Annotated in this window: 16 protein-coding genes and 1 pseudogene; 9 read left to right on the forward strand and 8 right to left on the reverse strand. The window is 43.8% G+C overall.

What is annotated here, in order from left to right:
- Nucleotides 1–27 precede the first annotated feature (27 nt).
- Together Y696_RS00115 and Y696_RS00120 are read right to left on the reverse strand one after the other, a co-directional pair.
- Nucleotides 28–4,236 (reverse strand): acyl-CoA dehydratase activase, encoded by a 4,209-nt coding sequence (locus Y696_RS00115; RefSeq protein ID WP_121509501.1) that lies wholly within the window; start codon nucleotides 4,234–4,236, stop codon nucleotides 28–30.
- Between the two features lie 282 nt (nucleotides 4,237–4,518).
- Nucleotides 4,519–5,922, reverse strand: a complete 1,404-nt coding sequence (locus Y696_RS00120; protein WP_121509502.1) for a DUF1254 domain-containing protein — start codon at nucleotides 5,920–5,922, stop codon at nucleotides 4,519–4,521.
- Nucleotides 5,923–6,342: 420 nt separating this feature from the next.
- Here Y696_RS00120 and Y696_RS00125 point away from each other — a divergent pair, with 420 nt between their 5' ends.
- Together Y696_RS00125 and pheA are read left to right on the forward strand one after the other, a co-directional pair.
- Entirely contained in the window at nucleotides 6,343–7,092 is a 750-nt protein-coding gene (locus Y696_RS00125; protein WP_006490011.1) for a MerR family transcriptional regulator, read from the forward strand.
- 383 nt (nucleotides 7,093–7,475) lie between these two features.
- Nucleotides 7,476–8,324 carry a prephenate dehydratase gene (gene pheA / locus Y696_RS00130; protein ID WP_259459812.1) on the forward strand — a complete coding sequence of 283 codons (849 nt, stop codon included), beginning with the start codon at nucleotides 7,476–7,478 and terminating at the stop codon, nucleotides 8,322–8,324.
- A gap of 214 nt (nucleotides 8,325–8,538) precedes the next feature.
- Here the strand turns inward: pheA and Y696_RS00135 are convergent, their stop codons facing one another.
- From Y696_RS00135 to Y696_RS00150, 4 genes are all read right to left on the reverse strand, one after another.
- Complete coding sequence (locus tag Y696_RS00135) at nucleotides 8,539–10,482, reverse strand: beta-L-arabinofuranosidase domain-containing protein (RefSeq protein WP_014731736.1); 1,944 nt, start codon at nucleotides 10,480–10,482, stop codon at nucleotides 8,539–8,541.
- Nucleotides 10,483–10,514: 32 nt separating this feature from the next.
- On the reverse strand, nucleotides 10,515–11,336 hold the full coding sequence (locus Y696_RS00140; RefSeq protein ID WP_006490014.1) for a carbohydrate ABC transporter permease: 822 nt from the start codon (nucleotides 11,334–11,336) through the stop codon (nucleotides 10,515–10,517).
- Nucleotides 11,329–12,204, reverse strand: a complete 876-nt coding sequence (locus Y696_RS00145; RefSeq protein WP_014731735.1) for a carbohydrate ABC transporter permease — start codon at nucleotides 12,202–12,204, stop codon at nucleotides 11,329–11,331. The genes Y696_RS00140 and Y696_RS00145 overlap by 8 nt, the downstream gene beginning before the upstream one ends.
- Nucleotides 12,205–12,265: 61 nt before the next feature.
- Complete coding sequence (locus Y696_RS00150; protein WP_014731734.1) at nucleotides 12,266–13,513, reverse strand: ABC transporter substrate-binding protein; 1,248 nt, start codon at nucleotides 13,511–13,513, stop codon at nucleotides 12,266–12,268.
- A 251-nt stretch (nucleotides 13,514–13,764) separates the two neighbouring features.
- On the opposite strand from Y696_RS00150, the gene Y696_RS00155 reads away from it, so the two are divergent.
- A complete protein-coding gene (locus Y696_RS00155) occupies nucleotides 13,765–14,757 on the forward strand; it encodes a LacI family DNA-binding transcriptional regulator (RefSeq protein ID WP_014731733.1) in 993 nt (330 codons plus the stop codon).
- 221 nt (nucleotides 14,758–14,978) lie between these two features.
- On the opposite strand, the gene Y696_RS00160 is transcribed toward Y696_RS00155, so the two are convergent.
- Nucleotides 14,979–15,701: a hypothetical protein gene (locus tag Y696_RS00160; RefSeq protein WP_014731732.1), complete on the reverse strand. Its 723-nt coding sequence runs from the start codon at nucleotides 15,699–15,701 to the stop codon at nucleotides 14,979–14,981.
- A 232-nt stretch (nucleotides 15,702–15,933) separates the two neighbouring features.
- Here Y696_RS00160 and Y696_RS00165 point away from each other — a divergent pair.
- Both Y696_RS00165 and Y696_RS14425 read left to right on the forward strand, forming a co-directional pair.
- Nucleotides 15,934–16,542 (forward strand): annotated as a pseudogene (locus Y696_RS00165) (transposase); the annotation flags it as partial.
- Between the two features lie 187 nt (nucleotides 16,543–16,729).
- On the forward strand, nucleotides 16,730–16,897 hold the full coding sequence (locus Y696_RS14425; RefSeq protein ID WP_147431759.1) for a 6-phosphogluconolactonase: 168 nt from the start codon (nucleotides 16,730–16,732) through the stop codon (nucleotides 16,895–16,897).
- Here the strand turns inward: Y696_RS14425 and Y696_RS00175 are convergent.
- The gene (locus Y696_RS00175) at nucleotides 16,894–17,166 is read right to left on the reverse strand and encodes a hypothetical protein (protein WP_147431760.1); all 273 of its coding nucleotides are present in this window, start codon (nucleotides 17,164–17,166) and stop codon (nucleotides 16,894–16,896) included. The two genes, Y696_RS14425 and Y696_RS00175, sit on opposite strands and share 4 nt — an antisense overlap.
- Before the next feature lie 388 nt (nucleotides 17,167–17,554).
- On the opposite strand from Y696_RS00175, the gene dapA reads away from it, so the two are divergent.
- The 4 genes from dapA (at nucleotide 17,555) to Y696_RS00195 (ending at nucleotide 21,391) form a co-directional block, all read left to right on the forward strand.
- Nucleotides 17,555–18,472: a 4-hydroxy-tetrahydrodipicolinate synthase gene (gene dapA, locus Y696_RS00180; RefSeq protein WP_006490028.1), complete on the forward strand. Its 918-nt coding sequence runs from the start codon at nucleotides 17,555–17,557 to the stop codon at nucleotides 18,470–18,472.
- Between the two features lie 35 nt (nucleotides 18,473–18,507).
- Nucleotides 18,508–19,509, forward strand: a complete 1,002-nt coding sequence (locus Y696_RS00185; protein ID WP_014731731.1) for a DctP family TRAP transporter solute-binding subunit — start codon at nucleotides 18,508–18,510, stop codon at nucleotides 19,507–19,509.
- 65 nt (nucleotides 19,510–19,574) lie between these two features.
- A complete protein-coding gene (locus Y696_RS00190; protein WP_014731730.1) occupies nucleotides 19,575–20,105 on the forward strand; it encodes a TRAP transporter small permease in 531 nt (176 codons plus the stop codon).
- Nucleotides 20,096–21,391, forward strand: a complete 1,296-nt coding sequence (locus tag Y696_RS00195; RefSeq protein ID WP_014731729.1) for a TRAP transporter large permease — start codon at nucleotides 20,096–20,098, stop codon at nucleotides 21,389–21,391. Before Y696_RS00190 ends, Y696_RS00195 begins: the two co-directional genes overlap by 10 nt.
- Nucleotides 21,392–21,400 lie beyond the last annotated feature (9 nt).

Here is a 21,400-nt window from a genome sequence, read left to right on the forward strand (position 1 = left end):
GCAATGCAGATCCTGATCTCTTGAGCGTTATTTGAATTCCCGACTTTTCAGTTTCATCGAAAGTGACTTAACTCTCTTTACCTGTACCACGAACGATTCAAGTCGGCTTTCTACAGTTGGAGTGAACGGGTTTCCATCGGACTCAAAGAAGAGAATCGGAATATTGCCAGCGTTCTTGAAGATCTCCCTCTTGAGTTTGCTGGAGTTTTCTCTCAGGTGTTCCAGACCTCTTTCCGCAATAGCTTCGGCGATCCTTGTAGGCATACATCCAAATGGGCCTATAGAAATAACTCCATCGTAAGTATCTATCGATTCGAACAAAACGGCTCCAAGAGTCAGTATTGCCTCTCCGGTAAGCTTCGGATTCAAAAAGTCTTTAGAAGTGTTTACCATGGACTCGATGTCGACGAAATGTGATTTGTACAGTCCACTCTTTTCAAGAATCTTCTTGATTCTTTTTTCAAATGACTGTTTTACAAGGGTTTCAACGTGTTTCGTTCCCCTCTTGAGCAGACCGAGTTCGGTAGGTACGTATTTCTTCAGCAGAATGTAATCGAGATAATATATCCATTCTTCAATTGGAGAAGCATGCATGATTATTCCGTTGTCAGCAAAAAGTAGCTCCAGAGACTTCCTGGAAAACTCATCATTCCTGACGTAAATCTCTCCCGAGAGAAGGACTTTCGGTGCACTTTCGAAATCGCCCTTTAGAGGAATGTGAGAGATACTCTCGCAAATCTCCTCCAGTTTCTTGGTCATTTCGGTAAAGGAGTCTCTTTTGACACTCTCAAGCATAATCTTGCGGGCCTCTTTGGTCGCTTTGGCTGCTTCATCTCTGTCTGATGCCAGTGTAAGCAAGGCATTTTCAACATTGCAAAATTCGTCGGCAATAATCATGCTCGCCCAGATTCGTAATTTCGCCTTGAGTCCTATGCCGGCATAACCGTTTTCAGAATTGAGAGAGAACAGGAGAACGTTGTTCGCGTTGTTCTTGTCTAGCCAAAGATCTATGTAAGTGCTGTACTGTCCAAATCGGCAAGGGCCGCGAGTGTCGGGCATGAAGTACATTAATATGCTTTCGTCGTCCTTGTTTTCCTCGAGGTAACGAATTAGGCTTCCCAGAGTCAAGTGAAAAGGCAAACACTCCTTGGATAATGAGTTAGATTTTCCCAGTTGAAACTCTAATTCTGTCGGTCTCGGGAGAACGTGAGTGTTAATACCGACCTTTTCGAATGCCGCCGCTATCAGCTGGGCCGCAAACTCGCCCATGGTAGGGACAATTACTTTCACAGAAGGATCTGTAATGGGTATGTGTCTTCCATCCTGCAGCTCTATGCTGAATGTCCCGTTGTTCGGGAGAAGTTTTGGTCTCTTCGCCCTTTTCTTCTCGCCCAAATCAGTCTTTCTTTCGAGGGAGCTTCTGACGACATCGGCGAAGGCTTCGATCCTTGTCTCTACTCCGGCATCTGACGTATGACTATCCAGTTCCAGAATCAGGGACGGCTTTTTCCCCATAATGTCTCTGAAGAAGGAAATCAAGAACGAGTCAGGTCCACAGCTGAAGTTTGTTATGTAGAGTGCGAATAGCTTTGGATTGTTCCTTACATATCTGGCCGCTTTCAAGTTCATTTCACCCCAGGCCCAGTACATCTTCTCATACGATCTTTCGCCTTCATAAGGAAGAGCGTCAAAAGTTACCACCGGGATTCCGCGTGAAGCTAGTTTTTCTGGTATCCCCATGTTGGCGTCACTGGAAAAAGCATTGTAGGCTCGGCCGAAGATAACGACACCAAAATCCGAATTCTTTAGGTTCTCAAGAAACCTCTCTCCAATTTGCTTTATCCTTCTTACACTATCTTCGTAGGATTTCACTCCGTTGGAAAAGGCTGCCAAAGCTTCTTCGCGGTTCCTTCCCATTGACTTCGCAAGTGAAACGAACTTCTCCTTCTCTTTCTCAAAGCCCTGCGAAAAGTCGAAGAAATCTGTCAGGATCCTTTTCGATCTGAGTTCCTCGAAACTCCCCATTAGCCAGTCCGGCTCGCTCTGGACAAATGGACAGAAGACCGAGTTTTCAACGGAGTTCTCAACCTCTAAGCCCTTGACTGCAGGAATGAAGAAGTAGTCTGGATTCTTATCCAGAAGATCATAAGTATAACCATGCGATAGTTCGACTGGAAAACAGAATTCAGATTTCTTTCTATCCCAGCCCCTGGGGTCGGACTTATCCGGTACGACAATTCTGAACCCGAGACTGCTGAAGAAATTGGAGAACAGGGGGAAGAGGGTATTCATCGAGAGAGACTTGCTGATTCCAATAGTCTCCAGGCCCTTTTCTTCTGGCAGCTTAAAGACTATCTTCTCTCTTTCGGTAGTATATATGTATTCGTTTCTGTTTATAGGAAGGTTAAGACGAACATTTTCATATTTGTTGCAAGCGCCGCCGAATGGAAACTTCTTTCCTCCAACTTCAATTATTCGGATCGGGCACTTCCTGTCACACTTCTCTGCTCCACCGTCACAAATGAAGGTGTTGAGATAGCGTACTTCTTTTGAGATCAAGGCTTCAAGCTCAAAGCGTTCTTCTTCCAGTTGACCCGCTCGAAGCTTTTCCTTAACCATTAGTGATACACCAAAGGCACCCATGAGTCCAGGATGAGGTGGGACGATTATCTCCTTTCCAGAAACTGCCGCCATTGCAACTGGGACAGCTTGATTGAGACATACACCTCCCTGCATGAAGACTTTCTTCCCAACCGGTCTCATGGCTTTTACCCTGTTTGTGTAGTTCAGACAGATAGAGTAAACCAAGCCGGCGCAGATATCTTCTCTGGAGATACCCTCGTTGATTGCAGTCTTTATGTCGCTGCTGATAAAAGCCGCACACTGATCACTGAAGTTTGGGGGAGATTGACCCTTGAGCGCATACTCTCCAATCTCTCTGTAATCTATGTTCAGAGATTCCTTTGCGGATTCTTCGAGAAACGAGCCTGTACCAGCAGAACAGGCTTCGTTCATTGCATAGTCAAGGGCAACGCCATTGGATAAGAAAGTGTATTTGGCATCCTGGCCGCCAATCTCAAATATCGTGTCGACTTCTCTATCAAAGAATGAGGCAGCCCTTGCGTGAGCCATGATCTCATTGTAGACGGCACTCGTTTCGCAATAAAGACCCACTATCTTCCTTCCGGAACCGGTGACCCCGAGACCAATTATCTCGATGGGAACGTCCAGTGAATTACAGATCTCATCCAGGCACTGTCGGGTAGCGTTTATCGGATCTCCCATAGTCCTTAGATATGAACTCGCTAGAATAGCATTGTCCCTTGCTCTCATAAAAACTGCCTTGGTCGTAGTCGATCCAACGTCCACGCCGAGAATGCAAGAATCGCCGCTTTCAGCTGTTTTGAAAGGCATGTTCTTGAAATCAACCATGTTAACGAACTTCGAAAGGGGCTCGTTCTTCGGGAAAGTCATTACTCCTTCCTTGAAGACACTCTCTTTCTCTATCTCGATTTCTTCTAGAGTATTGGCATGTAGATAGGCACCGAAGGCCTCGAAGAAGAGAGCCTCTTCTGGTATGGTGATTTCTGCGATTTCTTCTAGATGGTTGAGCATGAGTCGATTTTTTGTTACTCCGCCAACTAGAAGTATCTTCTTTACTCCAGCTCTGTGCATGAGTTCGCCGATCTTATCAGACATGACCTTTCCAAGGCCATTGAGGACCGATTCTTTTGGTGTTCCCTTATTGAGAGCATGTGTGCAGTCGCTCTTGCAGAATACGGTGCACCTTGATGAAAGCTCGTAAATCTCGTCTGTTTCAACGGCGTTTGCATCATCAAGGTCGATATCCATTCGCTTCATTTGCTGGAGAAAGAACTCGCCAGTTCCTGAAGCACATTTGCTGCCTGTAAATACGGCAGTAATGTTTCCCTTATCGTTTAGCTTATACAGGGTAAAATTCTCCCCGCCCACGCTCATAATCGCTTCATGATCTCCATACTTGCTTTTCAGTTCTTTGTAGGCAAATTCAGTAGCTTCAACTTCGGGGATCTGGGGGAGATTCAACAGTTTTCTTCCCTTCTTTCCTGTTGCTACAACCAAACCTGTTTCAAGAATCTCTGGAAGAAAGCTCTTGAGTACTTTCAGTGGATTTCCTTCGTGCAGGAGTCGCCTGGGTGTTTGCCCATCATACCAGGAAATAGTGCTTGAGCCTATGCAAAGTCCGATTCTATTCAAGAAGTTCACCTCAAACCATTAAACAGTCCAATGATAGCATAGACAGAGATTATTGTATTTCAGGATCGCAAAAATCTTCCGCTATGTGATTTACAGTTTTTTAAGTGGACTTTATTGCAAGAAGATTAATCTTCAAAGAAATGGATTCCAATGAAGACGATTTCGTAGATTTCGTCGTGTTAACCAGGTAATCTGTTTCATTTCAGGTCTCCACATTTCGCCTCTTATTCAAAGATTCGAATTCTCTATATCATTAGGATGTTCGAATTAAGACACACCAGACTAATCTCGCGGTCTTCCTTTCTCCACTCCTGGAGGGCAGTACAGAGGATCAAGAGCTCTTGGTGAAGGCAGGTACATTCTCAAGGACAAAGAAAAAGGTCCGTCAGGGGCGGGGAGCCAGTTGCTTTCGAGATCAATGCCGGGCGAATCATGCTGGATATAGATGTCGAGAGATCCATCATCGTTGTATAACAATCTCGACCGATTACCAATAGAATATCTGTCTATCGGGTTGGGAACCATGAACTCGTCATCACCGTACACTGTAATCGACCAGAACCCACCGGGTTCTGTGGGAGGTATTTCATGGCTTTCGAAATGAATCCTGTAATCGTACTTTGAGCCGTCATATGCTTCATTGTCGGCATCGACGTAACTTGTGGGGTAATATGCCTCTTCGAGATCATTTCCATACAGACCCATATATGCTGCTGCCGCCCTGATTTCGTATTTTCCCTGCATTTGCTGACGACTGCCGAATATACGTTTCGTTAAATTCCACCCGTTCTTTGTAACTCCCATCTTCTCGGACGGCCGCAATATGATCCTCATCGCATCTTCGATCCCCTTTTCAATCGCGATGATCATCTCAGGTTGCAAGTCGTTTTCACTAAATGGAAGGTTTGGGCCTATGCCGATTAGACCAAAACGCTCAATGAGAGCCTTTTCAGAAGGATGTATCTCAAGCTGTCCAAGAAGGAAGTTCAAATACGAAATAAAGCCTGCCGATTCAGCTTTTTCCTGACTGAACGGCGGAAAGGCTATCGGTTCGACAGCTGAAGAAGTTTGACCACCGTAAAATGCCCCGAAGGGTTCAATCTTGAAGTTGTTTTGAATCTTCATAACAGCATCAATATCTCCTGGCATTTCGGGATTTACGGAAATTCTTACGATGCAGAAGACGAAATTCCCTTCGCTGGTGAACACCTCATCGATTTCGTTGGGAATCTCAACGAAAGAGGACGGGCCACTGATCATTACTGTCAATTTCCTGCAACCGGTGGTTCTCGTTCCTGCGTATGCGAAGTTATGTGTGTACATGTCGATGAACTGGACTGAGAAATATCTTTCACAGATGCTTGGAATCTCTATTATTACCGGTTCGTTCCTCAGATCAAGCCATGCAGCCGAGAACAACATATCGTTGTTTGGTCTTGCTATTTCTCTGAACTCCGGCCCCAGTAATCCTTGAAGATGTTCAAACTCGTTGAATGAATTTGGAATCACTGCCTGGAGAACCATAGTTCTGTAGTTCTCAAGCATAGGAAAAGCGAAAATATACGCTTGCCTTGCAACTTCCCTTGCTTCTTCGTAGTTGCTTGTTACCGAAGTCGATTCTGCACCAATAATGACAGCGAAAACCAGAATCGCAGATATTAATGCCAGAGAGTTTTTCATGCCCATTTCTCAATCTCCTCACGCAACCGCTCTTTGCCGACTATTCTCGGTCCCCAGTTTTGAACCTAGGATGTTCAGCAGTTTAAAGGGTTCAAACCTCAGCAAAAGATACTTGTAGATATCAACTAGTATTTGTCTGACTGTCCATTGAAAGAAAGAGTTTGCTTTTCTTTTGGATCAGAATTACTAATCCCACGACAAACCCATCTCTTTGATTTCTAAACAGGTCTTCACTCACAATTACAGCACGTGGAAAGCTTCAGTGACAATATAGTGAAGTTACTTACATCAGTACAGCACAAGAGTAATAATAAACCCCTTGAGTCACTCTGGACGTTCAAAGAATCCTGAATCGGCGTAACCATCAACTTGCTTGACTATTACTCAACGTAATAGTATATCCTTGTGATTATGGGAGGAAATTTCTTGAACGCAAAACAGGTTGCCGAGCTCTCAGACCTTTCTGTCAGGGCGCTTCATCACTATGACGAAATCGGGCTCTTGAGACCCAGGCGTAATGCTGAAAATGGATACAGAGAGTATTCGGAAGAAGATCTCGACAAACTTCAGCAGATTCTCTTCTTCGAACAGTGTGGCTTCTCTTTGGAGAGGATCAAGAAGCTTCCAAGCAACCCGAGGTTCGATAGAGTCAAGACCTTCGAGCTTCAGAAGAAACACTTGATACTGGAGAAAGAGAGAATTGAGGCTATGCTCAGCACACTGGAAAGGACGCTCAAGACTTTGAAAGGAGAAGATTCGATGAGTCAGAGAGAAAAGTTCAAAGGATTCGATTTCTCCTACAACCCCTATGAAGAAGAAGCGAAACAGCTTTGGGGTGATGAGACAGTCGAAAAGAGTAACGATTTCATCACTTCGAAGAGCGATCGGGAGAGGAAGGACATGGAGAAGATACTGGATGACCTTTTCAAAGGACTGGCAGAGATTCGGATCAAAGATCCCGATTCAGATCTTGCCCAGGAAGCAATTGACAGAATGTATAGAGTCTTTAACGATAGCTTTGGACATTACTATATTTTTGAGTCTTTTGCCGCTCTAGATAGCATATGTGTAATGGATGATCGGTTCAAAGCAAACACAGATAAGTATGGTGAAGGGTTAGCGGAGTTTCTTTCAAAAGCGATGCGGGAGTATGCAGACAGGGAATCTGAAGGATGAACCGAAAGTGTCGGTGATAGAACTGGTTATCTATGATCATGGGAACTATCACCTGAATTCGACCAGTTTCAAACAAGAGCAAAGCTAGCTGCTGAGATAGGTTCGAAGACTTCCAATGGTCTCTTCGATTTGCCTTTTGTCTATGCAAGGTGAGCAACAATTCAGGAGGTACTCCTAACTCCTGACCTGAAGGCGTTGCGACCAGTTTGTACTGGCTAATTCATCTTAACGTCGCAATTGAAGAGCTATAATTGTGTTACTTGTTTCGGATTGTGTGACCTTCCGCAGAAGCTACTATAAGCATGATCCACATTTATAAGATAGGATCATGAATAACAGAATATAAACAGGCAGTGGACTTGCCTCATGAGCGGGGGAGTTCTTTGAAGAGGAGTATCGCTTTTCAGGGTGAACACGGAGCTTATTCAGAACAGGCTATAAGAAAATTGTTCGGGGAATCACCTACTACTTTTCCATGCAGATCTTTTCGGGAGATGCTGAAACTTGTAAGCGAAGAAAAGGTAGACTACGCAATGCTGCCGGTCGAAAACTCCCTTGCTGGTACTGTGATTCCAGCATATGATGCTCTCATAGAAAGCGAGCTATTTGTTCATGCGGAAGTCATGCTTAGAATTGAGCACTGTCTGATGGCACCAGAAGGGGTAAAAATTGAGGACATAAGATACGTGATCTCCCATCATCAGGCTTTGTCACAGTGCATGAGACATATTGAAGAGGAGGGTCTTGAGGCGAAAGAGTATTATGACACTGCTGGCGCGGCAAGGGACTTGGGCACTTTAAAGATGCCATTTACGGCTGCAATAGCCAGCGAATTGGCGGCCAAAACATATGGGCTGGAAATCCTTAGAAGGGGTTTCGAGGACCTTGATACGAACACGACGAGATTCTTCTTGATGGGAAGAGAAGCCAGAAAGTGCGAGGGCAGGTGCAAGACTTCAATGATATTTACCACTGAGCACAAGCCGGGAGCTTTGTTCAAAGTTCTAGGAGAACTGTCGGATCGCAATTTGAACTTGACAAAGATAGAATCAAGGCCATTTACGAAGGAAATGTGGCACTATCTCTTCTTCGTTGATTTCGAAGGAAGTGTATCGGAAAAGAGAGTTGAAGAAGCTGTCAACGCAATAAGCAGTCGCTGCAGCTACTTCAAGCTCCTGGGTTCCTATCGATCTGCAAATGATGTTGAGCTAAACTCAAATCAGTTAACATAGATAACGTTGACACGGGAAGTGGTAACGGAAAGTGCAGGTAAACTGATTATGCGGTGAAAATTATCATAAGTATGTGGTAATCGATAATTATAAGAGCTATCTATTAGCAGTGTTTCAGTTGACGCCTTTTCAGAACTCTCAAAAAACAGAGGCCTCCTCTCTACAGATTGCCTTGAAAAGAGGCCCAACTTAATCTCTTCTAAAATATAGTTATTCATTCTTCAAAATAGGGAAACTGAGCTATTCTCAACCGTGCCGCACCGTAAGGAATCAAACATACTTTCTCTAACGGCCCCTCTGGTCTTACAGGGCTTTCTGGGAGAGTCCCGGCCGAATTCCTTTCCCACGACCATTCCTCTACCTTGGCTGCATCGGCTTCAATCAAGACTGGAACTAGATTCTGATCAAAGGGTTGTTCAGACAATTGTTGTGTTCGCTTGATAAATGAAAAGCTCTTTTCTGGGTTCTTAAGATCCACTTTCAAGGCGTAATTCCATGGACTGGTTGTATAAACCTCATATTCAGGAAACTCCCCGTCTTTGTTCGTAGTGTTCCACTTTTCATCTAGTCTCAAAGCGAAAAGAAGAGGACCTTTCTCGACACTAAGTGAGTTTTTGAACCATTTAGAGGTTCTAACCCTAGACCGGAAAACCAACTCGACCCTATCACCTCTGTTCCATAAACGTTTTATGGTTAGGTAACCCTCATTGTTTTCCGGATCAAACGCTGAACCATTGAGAGTAACTTCACTTTTTGTGGCCCATCCTGGAATCCTGAAGTGAAGTGGTATTTCAAAATCAGCATTATTATCAATAAGAATTTCGATTTTGTCGTCAAAAGGATAATCAGTTACTTCTCTTATCAAAATAGTCTGCCCCGCTACGGATGTTTCTATCTTGCAAGGACCATAAACGCCGAAAACCAGTCCGCCGTCATCACTCTTGTAACATAGATTCTTAACGAATTTTGGCCACCCTTGATGCATGTTCGCTGTACAGCAACCAAAGTTCGGTTCAAGTCCGAAGAGATTTGAGTCATCTAGATTGTTATACCAATTGCGTTTGGCGTGACTGCACATAATCTGATTCACTTGTTGATCGTATTGGTGTGTGAGTAGCTCCTTATCAATTGTTGCAGGCAATGCGTTGTATGCAATTTTCTCGAGAATATCCGCGAACTCTGTATCGTTGAAAACTCTAAAGAGTATCTCGAGTGAGAACATATACTCAACCACCGCACATAACTCAGTTCCTCGCGATGGATCGTTTCCATTTAAGTGTTCGTCACCTGTTACCATTCCATTTGATGTTCCGTGGTAATCAATGAGCTTTTTTATTCCTTCTTTGACTATTTTTAGCTGATTCTTCTCTCCGTAGAGTAGGTACCTTAAAGCCGGATACTTAACACCCATAACTACATTTACTACATGAGTTTCCTGAAACAACTTAGAATATGTAGTGCTGTTCGTTCTTTCCTCGTATTCGTAAAGCCCTTCGAGTCCCTTTCCGCCCGTAGCTTTCATAAATTTCTCCCAGTCCAGATACTCTCCGGTCGGTTTTGTGTACTTGAAGTTTTCGAAATAATTGGACCAGTTCATTGACTTTTCAAAAAACCTTTTGGCTAGATCTATCAGGAACCCTTCTCCAGTGATGCTATAGAGCCAGAGTATCACGTAAATATTCTCCACACTTCTTGTGTTTTCCCAAATTGCGAACTCTCTGGAATCTATATTTTGCAGTTGATACATGAAATACCTGGTCATGAAATGAACTACACGCTGATCCTTAGTGTATTCAAAGTAGTTCTTCAAAACCTTGAGCATGACCATTCTTGGCCACCAATCATCATTATCCCTGGGCCCGAAGAACCCCTCCTCGTTCTGGCTTTCCAAAGTCCAGGATATCCATTTTGCTGCCTTTCCCTTCAGTTTTTCATCCTCTAGTAGATAGGCCAGAGGAATGAGACCATCACAGTAATATGGTCCTCTTTCCCAGTTTTCACCGCTTCCCCCGAGCCAGCCGCTATCCGGTCCCACATCTTTCCAAACCTCTTCCAGTCTTCCTGTCAAACCTTTTGCCTGAATCTTGAGTTGTCTTTCCAGCCACCCGGCAGGTCGAATCTCACCAAGAGGCAGTTCCATAAGCTCCACATCTATCATTGTTTCACTTCCTTTGTATTCATAAAGCTTTTCTATTCTTTGTTAGTTCCTGCTGTCATGCCTTCTACATAGTATTTCTGCAGGAGAAGGAACACAAGAATACTGGGTATGATGCTGAATGTTGCGCCAGCGTTTATAAGTCCCCAATCGCGCGTAAATCTAGTTGTAGCGAATAAGGTAATTCCAACCTGTATGTTTCTAACGTCATTTGAGCTGGTGAAGTTTAGAGCGAGTATAAAATCGTTCCAGGTCATCAAGAATACATAGACTATTACAGTTGCAATTGCAGGGAGCGCAAGCGGTAGATGTACCTTGAAGAGTATTCGCATTTCTGAAGCCCCGTCTATAAGGGCGCTTTCCCTAAGAGTATTTGGCAATGAAGAGAAGTAATTCTTCATCATAAAAATGCAGAAAGGCATGGAATAAGTTGTGTAAATAAGCGAAACACCAAACAACGAATCTAGAAGTCCCATCGCATTCATCAGATCATACAAGGGAATCAGAAGAGACTGATATGGGACCATCATTATAGACAGGATTATCACAAAGATGATATTGCTACCTTTGAAAGCGAGCTTGCTTAAGGAATAACCTCCCATTATACTAAGTATCAGAACCATCCCTATACTTAATCCACAAAGGATGAAAGTATTTAATACATATCTTGTGAATATGGAATCCCCGGCCGTGAAGAGCTTCGTAAACTGGGCTAAGGTTGGTTGTTTCGGTACTAAACTGGGCGGATATGACAAAACTTCACTCGAGGGTTTAAAGGAAGTTATCGCAGCCCAGTAGATCGGTATTACGAAAATTATCGAGATTATGATTAACGTAATGAAGAGTTTCTTACTCATTCTGGAATCCTCCCGCCTTCAACTGCAAATAACTAATGAGAAGCAGGATTCCCAAGAATATTACCGACACCGCCGAGCCAAATCCAATGTCGTAAAATTCGAATCCGATTTTGTTTATGTACATTACAATAGTCTCTGTAGTTTTTAGTGGGCCTCCCTTAGTCATTATGTAGAAGTGATCGAAGGCTTTGAAGGAACCAGCCAGTGAAAGAATCAAAGCCAGTACCAGTGTAGGACGAAGAAGAGGAAGCGTTATGTACCTAAAGACTTGTGATTTCTCCGCCCCATCGATCGAGGCTGCTTCATAAATCTGGGGGGAAATACCCTGCAACCCTGCAATGACAATTATCATAGTGAATCCAAGAGTCTTCCATGCAACCATTATGGAAACCATAACTCTTGACAACCATGTCTGCCCAAGCCAGTTTATTGGTTGGCCTATCAAGTTAAGAGATATTAAAATGTAATTCAGTATTCCATAGGAATCGTTGTAAATCCATTGCCAAATATAACTAGCAGCAACAAAGGAAATCGCATATGGTATGAAAAAAATCGTTCTGAAAATTTTTGTGGAACGTGAAGTCTTTTTCAAAGCGTTGGCCAGCAAAACTGCAGGAACAAAAATCATTGGGGTAACTATTATTGCGTAGATTACGGTGTTCCAAAGGGTTTTCCAGAACTCATCATCTACGAGTGCCTTCTTGTAGTTTGACAAACCTACAAAACTCGATCCCCCCATTATCTTCCATTCTTGGAATGACATCAACACTACCTTAATCAAGGGATAGATGAAAAATATGCTAATCATCACAATAACTGGAAGAAGGAATATGAACCCAAATAATCCCTTCCTTGTCTTCTGTTTCATTGGCGGTTCCTCCTAAAAAAATCGGGATGGTAAAATGCCATCCCGATGAGGGAAGAAATATTTATTCTGCAAGTATCTTCTCTATTTCCTTTGTGCATTCTCTTACTGCTGTTTCTGCATCCATCTGACCTAGAAAGACGCTCTCAAAGTAATAACCAACTGGATCATAGATTTCATTGTACTTAACAGTGTATGGAGTTTGCGCTATGCCAAGTATATCTGCGAAACGCATCATCTGGGGGATGTCCTTGTAGTATTCGTTATCATAAAGGCTAGGTCTCGCCACTAGCTGTAGACTTGGAGCGAAGGCACCGACCTGGGCTTCTTCAGAGAACGCAAATTCCATGAATTCTTTCGCCGCTTCAACATTTTTGCTTTGTGAGGTTATTCCGAGAAGGCTTCCACCACCGAAAGAAGCGAATTCCCCTCTGTTCTTAGGGATCATAGCTACTCCAAATTCCATATCAGGTGCATCTTGTAGCAGAGACGTTATGTTGAAGTTGCCGCCGAGGAACATAGCGAGTTTCCCTGAAACGAACGCATTGTACCTGTCGCCAGAACCATACTGGACAGATGAAACAGGAGCAATCTTGTGCTTATGAACAAGATCCGCCCAGAACTGTAGAGCTTGAACTGTCTCATAAGAATCTAGCGCTACGTTTCCTTCATCATCAAACATTCTTCCGCCGTTACCCCAGACAAAGGGCATGAACCAGAACATATAAGCGCCAGCTCCGCCACCTGCAAGGTTGAATCCCCACTGATCAATGATTCCGTCTCCATCTTTGTCAACGGTTAGTTTCTGCCCCATTTCGACAAGTTCGTACCACGTTTGAGGTGGCTGTTCAGGATCCAAACCTGCCTCTTCAAAAAGGCCCTTATTCCAAAGCATTGTTGATAGGTCAATCTGGTAAGGCAATCCGTATATCCTATCATCCTTCATGCCAATTTCTAGCATTCCTTTCGTTAATTCATCAAAGAAAGGTAGTTCTTTGGCCCATTCCGTAATATCAGTGAACGCGCCGATTGAAATAAAGAAAGGAAACTGAACAAGATCCATTCCGTAGAGGTCAGGAGCAATTCCAGCGGAGAGGGCCGCCATGAACTTCGGAACCATTTGGTCGTAAGGTATCAGCTCAAGCTTCACTTCGATATCCTTTCCTTCTGCCTTCATTTTTTCGTTGAACATCTTGACTATGTCTTCCGTTGCTGCGAGCTGGTCCCACATGACGAGTGTCGTTTTTGCCATTAGGATGCCAGAAAAAGCAAGAGTCACCACCAGGATCAATACCAACAGTCTTCTTGACATAATGAAACCTCCTTCTTGGATTATCAGTTGTAGTCCTGTCCGAAATTCCATCACTTGAGAACGTTCCCGGGTGCGTTACCACCCTGATTCTATCATAGTTTTCGTTTCAATCAAAACCAGCCATAACTAATCTCATCGAGTGAGACGCCGTCTATCTCGATAACTACACTGTTTCTTGCTTTAGCGCGATCTTTCCACACCGAAAAACTCTGATAGAATAATATTACTTGGTCCAGTAATGAGGTGATGCTTTGAAGAAGAACTACGCTACCATTAAAATGATTGCTGAAGACCTTAATCTTTCAACTTCCACAGTTTCGAGGGTAATCAACAAGCATCCAGATGTTTCGCAAGAGACTAGAAGGAGAGTGCTTAAGAAGATTGAGGAGTTAGGCTATGTAAGAAACGCTACAGCTACGCTTATGCGAAATAATGTAAGCACGACAATTGGAGTTATCTTCGAGGCTGAGTACGATCCGTTCTTTTCTGAGATACTACAGGGAATTGAGAAAGGTATATCGAAGTACAACTATAGAATGATTTTGATCAACACTAAATTGAGATCTGCAGAGGCTAGGAGTGCAGTAAACATGCTTCTTGAGCATCGAGTTGGAGGGATAATAATTGTCCCAAGCAATCCCGAGATCTCTTATGCTAAAGATCTAGTCAAGCGTCAATTCCCGGTTGTAGTAATCGGTAGAGATTACAAAGAACTTGATGTAGATGAAGTTTTTACAGACGACTACCATGGCGGTGAGCTTGCTGGAGAGTATTTGGTATCTCGTGGAGCAACTCGTCTTCTGATGATCAATTCCAGAGATTCCGGTTCTGCTTCCAGTGAGAGGGAAAAGGGTTTTGTAAAGATTGCCGAGGATAAGAAAGTGTACTATGAAGTAATAAATGATCGTGTTACGGATTACGATAATACTTTCAAGATAGTGAGATCTATCTTTTCAGAGTCAATTCCTTTCGATGGTATCTTCTGTTTCAATGACACTAGAGCCTTTGCAGCTATCAATGCTCTAAGGAGCATAGATGAGTCGTTGCTTAGAAAGATATCTGTAATTGGATACGATGACATTATCTTTTCCTCTATTTTCTCTCCAAAACTAACATCCATCAGAATAGACAAAGATATGGAAGGATTCGAGGCTGTGAAGTTGTTGGATCAAAGGATCAGAGGAGTAAGAAAGTCAGTGAAAAGAGAGGTACTGAACGTATCTTTGGTAATAAGAGAAACTTAGTTGCTTCATATGCCGTTTGTCTTGCTGGTTCTATGAAGAAATGAAGATTCTCTTGAATACGCGATTTTTCTAAATACAGATGCATTAATTCTTTCCGAGAAATCGGAATCCCTAAGTAGTCAAGATTAAAAGTAATGCTATCTTCAACACCAGGGTTATCAAAATGAACAGCCGGAGACATTCGCAGTCCCCGGCCGGAAAAGCTTTCTTCGTTAAAGTTATTACTGGCCGAGCATCTTCTCCATTACTTCTAGCGCTTCGTCAGACAGAAGTACCATTGCGAGTCTTTGAGTAGTGAATTTGTTTTGCACGGGTCTCTCAACTATACCTGGTCTGCTGGCATTGAGCCTGTCGGTCATCTTCTCTTTCATGACTCTCGTTCTTTCGTCAACATCGAGATTCTTGAGGCGTTCCTGAGCTTCGGGAGGGAGATTTCTGAACTGCTGTCTCATCTGTTCCTCAATCTCCGGAAGTCTTTCTTCGATTCTCCCTATAATGGGTGCATTTTTCTCATGCACTTCAGAACGATTGGCTAATGGCCTTTCTCTGAAGTATTCAGCAAGATTCTCGGCCTGTTCGACCGTGATAACTGATTTCAGACCGCTCAGATAATTCTCGACTATCGACTGCATTCTTGTCCTGGTTGAATCAATTTCTGGAAAAGTCGCTTCTTCGCCTGAGATTGCTTTTTCCAGAGTTTCTTCAAGAGTATTTGTGACTCTTTCCTTTAGAGCTTCGAGTTCGTCGCGGGTGGATTTTGCGAGATCGTACACTTGACCCAGCTGTTCAGGAGAGAGGTTGGCTGCATTTATTGCATTTGCAATCTGGATTTGCAGACGTAGTTCCAAAATCTCCCCATCCATATCATTTCTAAAACCGGGAGAAGCTGTGGCCACTACTCCTAAAATCAGCATTAGGATCGAGAGAACTGCTATCTTCTTCATTTCTGTCACCTCCATTTGAGACTAAGACTATTATAAGAACCTGTAAGTGGAAGGAATGTGAAATGGTTTAACGTTCTTATTCCTCATTCGTGATAAGGCTCCTCAAAGCAATTGAAAACAATATTCAATATGGGGGACGAGGTTGAATCCTTTTTTGGGGCTTTTTGTCAAGGTTATTTCTAATTGATCATTTTGAGTTGTTTTAGCACGGATTGAAGAATCTGGTGATCTCCTTTTCAGCTCGAATAGACGGGCATATCTTCATCTTTTCTACAATGGCGAGAAGGCCGCCAAAGATCAGGCAGAGATGAACGATTATCTGAGCAGACTATACAATGATCTGGTAAACAACACACGTGAAGAATACCGCATGAAGGACTACGACAAATACTTTACTGTTTCCAGTAAATCCAGGAAAATCACACCGAATGAAGAGGCGATGCGTGAAGCGGCAAGAAACTATGGCTATTTCGCACTGCTCTCCAATGAAGTCAACGATCCCTTCGAGGCCTTATCTCTCTATCGCAGTAAAGACATACTGGAAAAGGGGTTTGGGAACCTAAAAGACCGGTTGAATTTCCGTAGAATGCAGGTTTCATCTGAACTATCACTGAATGGAAAGCTGTTTGTCGAGTTTGTCGCCTTGATTTATCTTTCCTACATAAAGAAGAAGATGCAGGACACCGGTCTCTTCGAGAACTGGACATTGCAAGATCTCCTTGACGAACTTGACACCATTGAAAGGTTTGAGTCTCCCGAACATGGCCGCTTGATCGGAGAAGCCACTAAAAAGCAGAAGGATATCTATGTCAAGCTGGGGGTGAAATCACCCTCGTTATAATTTTCGGGAATGTCGGCAGCAAATGAACTCTTGCTTAGAAAGATCTGTATTCCCAACGAAAACATCCACAGGATCAGAGGTGAACTCTCTCAATAAGAGGCTGTCTCCGAATATAGAAACGAGCCGATAAATTACTTCAGAGGGTGTGACGTAAGTTTCGATCTTGTCATACTAGGGTTTGGAGAGAATGGGCACACTGGGTTTTTTTCCCGGGTCGAAGGAAATTAGCGATGTCCGTTCCCTTGTTCTTCCCACTGAAGGAACTTATGACGAGAGGCCTTCAAAAAGGATTACTCTCGGTCTTCGAGCACTGAATCAGTCCAGGAATGTCATCGTTTTGGGCACGGGAGTCTAGAAGGCCGATATCGTCAAGAAGGTCTTTCTTGACAAAGATTCCGAACTGCCGGTCTCAAAGATTTCTCCCGAGGAAGGTAGATTAGTCTGGCTGCTGGATAAAGACGCAGCTCGATCTCTGCCATATAAATTTCTCTCGCAGTCTTCATGACGGATTCCAAAATCATTTGAAAGAAGTTGAGATCCCCAATATTCATCGAACTCGAAGAAAGATCTTCTTCCTGAAGAGACAACCCTTGAAGCGTATTTCTCCTTCACTTTCACTCTCATTAAGAAAACTTCCTGTTCACTCTCGTAAGATCCGTAACCATCACTTCGATCAATTTCCAATAAACGCAGGTCCTTCATTTAGAGCAAAGAGATTTCGCTCAATCAACTTCTGACACTGAGAAAAATAACAGTGTTTCGATTCCCGTTTCTTTAAATAAAGTTCCTGTGATTAGCGTGATAAGCTGAAAAAGCTCTATTCGGACGAAAATAGAATCACAAAAGACTGCCTTTGCGGAGGAATTCGATAAATGTTGGGATTAATCGATCGCCTGCGATTCTAGTCAGTCCAGAATAGACCTCAACGAGTTTAGAAAAATGACCCACAAGGGAATAAAATTTCATTGAAAGAAATCACGTTTCATTAAATGAAATATTAGGAGGCGTATTTATGGACGTTGTTGGCAAGTTTGGAAGGATCCTCATACCAATGAGCACAGCATTTGCAGCTGACTATTCCATTGACTATCCAATGACAAGAAGAATTGCCAGTTACTTGATCAGTAAGAACTATTGCGATTCTCTGGTGATAGCCGGAACAAATGGGGAATTCTATTCGATGAGTTTTGAAGAGAAAGTTAGACTCTTCGCAGAGGTCAAACAAGAGGTCGGAGAAAGGGTGCCGCTTATAGCCGGTACGGGCACTGCTAACACTCACGAAACAATTGAGTTGACAAAAGAAGCGGCGAGACTCGGTTATGATGCAGCTATGGTTGTTGTGCCTTATTACTGTCACCCTACACAGGAAGGAATTTATTATCACTTCTCTCAGATATGCAAGAACACGGATCTTCCCATAATGGTCTATAATATCCCGCTTTTCACTGCTTCTAACATTGATCCTTCTACCCTTGCAAAACTCACCGAATTTGAGAATATCGTGGCGGTCAAGGATGAAGCGGGAATAAATCCTCTGCAAACCTCTGCCTTCTTGAAAGCAACCGAGGGAAAGATAGTTGTCTATTCCGGCGATGATCTGATGGTTCTCTCTGTCATGAGCCAGGGAGGAATTGGTGTGATAAGCGGAGGATCCCACGTTATCGGCGATATGATGAGAAATCTGATCGAGGAATTCCTTTCAGGCGACGCCACGAAAGCAACTGGCAGTTTCAAAGAGTTGTATTCGCTGTTCAGCGCATTCTTTGGAAGGAACAGGCGTTTAGTAAATCCATTGCCGGCGGTGAAGAAGGCCTTTGCATTACACTCCGGACTTGATGTCGCACGTGTAAGGCCACCATTAATGGAAATCGAAGAAGACGAAGTGGCAGTATTGAAAGATACACTCAGAAAGTTTGGAAAAATCTCCTGACTTTCAGGAACAAAAAACCGAAAGGGGGTTTGGCGATGAAAAAGGCATTTATCTTAGTTTTCCTTCTGCTCACAGTGTTCGTTTGCTTTGCCGTTGAGGAGACCTATACAATTCGCTTCAATACGGTGGCTGCACCGACTCAACCGCAGGTCCTTGCAATGAATAAGTTTGCCGAAGTTGTCGAGAATCTAAGTGGAGGCAAAATAGTTGTCAAGGTCTTCCATTCAGGTCAGCTCGGAGATCAGCAGACATCTTTGCTGGCAGTAATGAGGGGAGACCTCGAGATGGCCGGTGATGGAGCGCCATCGTGGTTCGCCGATCTTGGGAATATGCCTAAGATGGGAGTGCTCAATGCAGCCTACATTTTCAAGAGCCTTGACCACATGTATTCCGTCATGAACAGCCCGATGGTAAAGGGATGGTTCGATGAACTGGCCTCGAACACCGGAATGAGGGTTCTGGATACATGGTATCTCGGTATGAGGCAGCTCAACACAACCGAAAAGGCTGGTCCCGTTTACAAGCCGGAAGATCTCAAAGGCATGAAGATCAGAATGCCAAATAACGAGGCCTTCATGGACATGGGACGCGCAATCGGAAGCAATCCTACTCCAATGGGCTTCGGAGAAGTATATCTAGCACTCAAGTTAGGTACTATCGACGGTCAAGACAATCCGCTTCCCACCGATCTCTCGGCAATGTTTGTTGAGGTAACGAAGTACATAATCCTAACAGATCATTCTATAGGAATGATCAACCCTGTGATTAACGAGAAGTTCTGGCAGTCTCTGCCTTTCGAGTACAAGACTTACATTATTAAAGCGCTTGAAGTTGCCCGCTACTACATGAACTATCTTGTTCTGGAGCAGGAATCAAAGCTTCTGAAGCAGTTTGTAGATGAATACAACATGGAGATAATCGTGCCCGACAAAGAAGCCTTTATGAATCTGGCGAGGGATTTCTACTCAGATGAGAAGTTTGACAAAGCCTGGGGCGAAGGAATGTATGAGACGATCCAGTCGTATCCTCTGAACTAGAAAGATGAGCTAGTTACCCTGGACCGGGAAGACAACCGGTCCGGGGTATCGTTTTGGGGGTTGTCATGAAAAAGATATTCTTGTCGCTTTTGAAGACATTACAAATTCTGCTGAATCTAATTGAATCTTGGGGCGGGACTATTTTTCTCGGGCTTCTGTTCCTCAGCATTTTCTTCCAGGTGATTTTGAGGTATGTATTCAGCAGTCCCTCCCCGGAGCTATTCGAGATAGCGCAATATAGTTTCATCTGGACGATATTCCTGGGCGCCCCTTACGCAAGAAAGTTCGATGCTCATATAAAGTTCGATATTCTCTTCCTTAGGTTTTCCAGGAAGGTGCAGCTGATACTCCAGATAGTGTTCGACCTTTTCTTCTGCATAGTCCTTCTGGTCTCTCTGGGGCCAGTGCTTGGCGATGTGATCTTTTACAAAATAATAAAATCAGAGGTTCTCAGAATACCCTGGACATATCTCTTCATGTGCTTTCCGATTTTCATGGTATTGACGTTCATTCACAACGTGATCTGGATAGTGAAGAGCTTCCTGGAACTCATTTCCGGGAAGACATTTGCTAAGGAGGTTGAACCATGGGATTGATACTCTTTTTTATTATATTTGGTGCAACCTTCGCTCTGGGGTATCCGATAGCCTTTGGGATGATCATGGGGGGCTTTGCCTACTTCATTACTTCCGGAATGGATCTGGGAATCTTCCTAGACATAATGGCAATCGAACTGAGGGCCCAGGACGTTCTCCTTGCGGTTCCCATGTTCATATTTGCCGCGAACGTTATGAATGATACTGAGATTACTGACAGGCTTTTTGGCTTTTTGAAGCAACTCTTGGGAGGTGTAAGGGGTGGACTTGCGTACGCAAACATTGGCGCCAGCATTATCTTTGCGGGAATGAGCGGATCGGAAATAGCTGATGTTTCAGGTCTCGGAACAATAGAGATAAAAGCGATGATGGACGATGGTTATGACGGTCCATTCTCCTGCGCGGTAACGTGCGCTTCGGCAACGATTTCGCCGCTGATCCCTCCCAGTATCCCCATGGTTATCTATGCTATGCTGACAGGGACTTCGCTCGGATACCTATTTCTGGCGGGAATTGTTCCGGGGCTCTTTCTGGGTTTTATCGAGGCCGGTATGGCTTTGTACCTCTCAAAGAAAAGGAACTATCCCAAAGGGCAGAGATACCCACTCAAGGTAATTGCCAGGAGTTTCGTTAGGTCGTTCCCGGCTTTGCTCGCCCCAGTCATTTTGCTTGCTGGAATATATGGCGGCATATTCACACCGACTGAATCGGCGGCGGTACTGGCTGCATATTCAATTCTCGTTAGCATCTTCATTTATCGCACGCTTGGATTGAAGAAGCTACGAAAGATAATGCTAAAGACAGTGTACAACGTTGGCGCAATAAGCTTCATGATTGCCGGCGCCTTTGTTGTGAAATATGTCCTAGCAAGAGAAGAGATACCGCTGTTGCTCACTAATGCATTCGTGGATATGGGCCTTCTGTCAAGTGCCTGGGTGCTTCTTTTGAGTGTTAATGTTCTCTTCTTCATCCTTGGAATGTTCTTCGACGTATCGGTCATACAGCTGGTAATTATACCGATCGTCTTTCCACTTGTGAGGGCTGCAGGGATAGACCCCGTTCATTTCGGAATCGTAACCACTTTCAACCTTATGCTTGCGCTGGATACGCCTCCTTACGGACAAACCGGTTTCATAACTAGTGCTATCAGCAAAACTCCCGTCGGAAAGGTCTTCAAAGAGATGCTAAAATATTGGATACCGATAGAAGTTATGGGACTTGTAATAATTACTTACTGGTCCGATTTCGTTTTGTGGCTTCCAAGATTGCTTGGGTATGCGCATTAAGGTCAGATC

The sequence above is a fragment of the Mesotoga sp. H07pep.5.4 genome, from assembly GCF_003664935.1.
In the GTDB taxonomy this organism is placed as follows: domain Bacteria; phylum Thermotogota; class Thermotogae; order Petrotogales; family Kosmotogaceae; genus Mesotoga; species Mesotoga prima.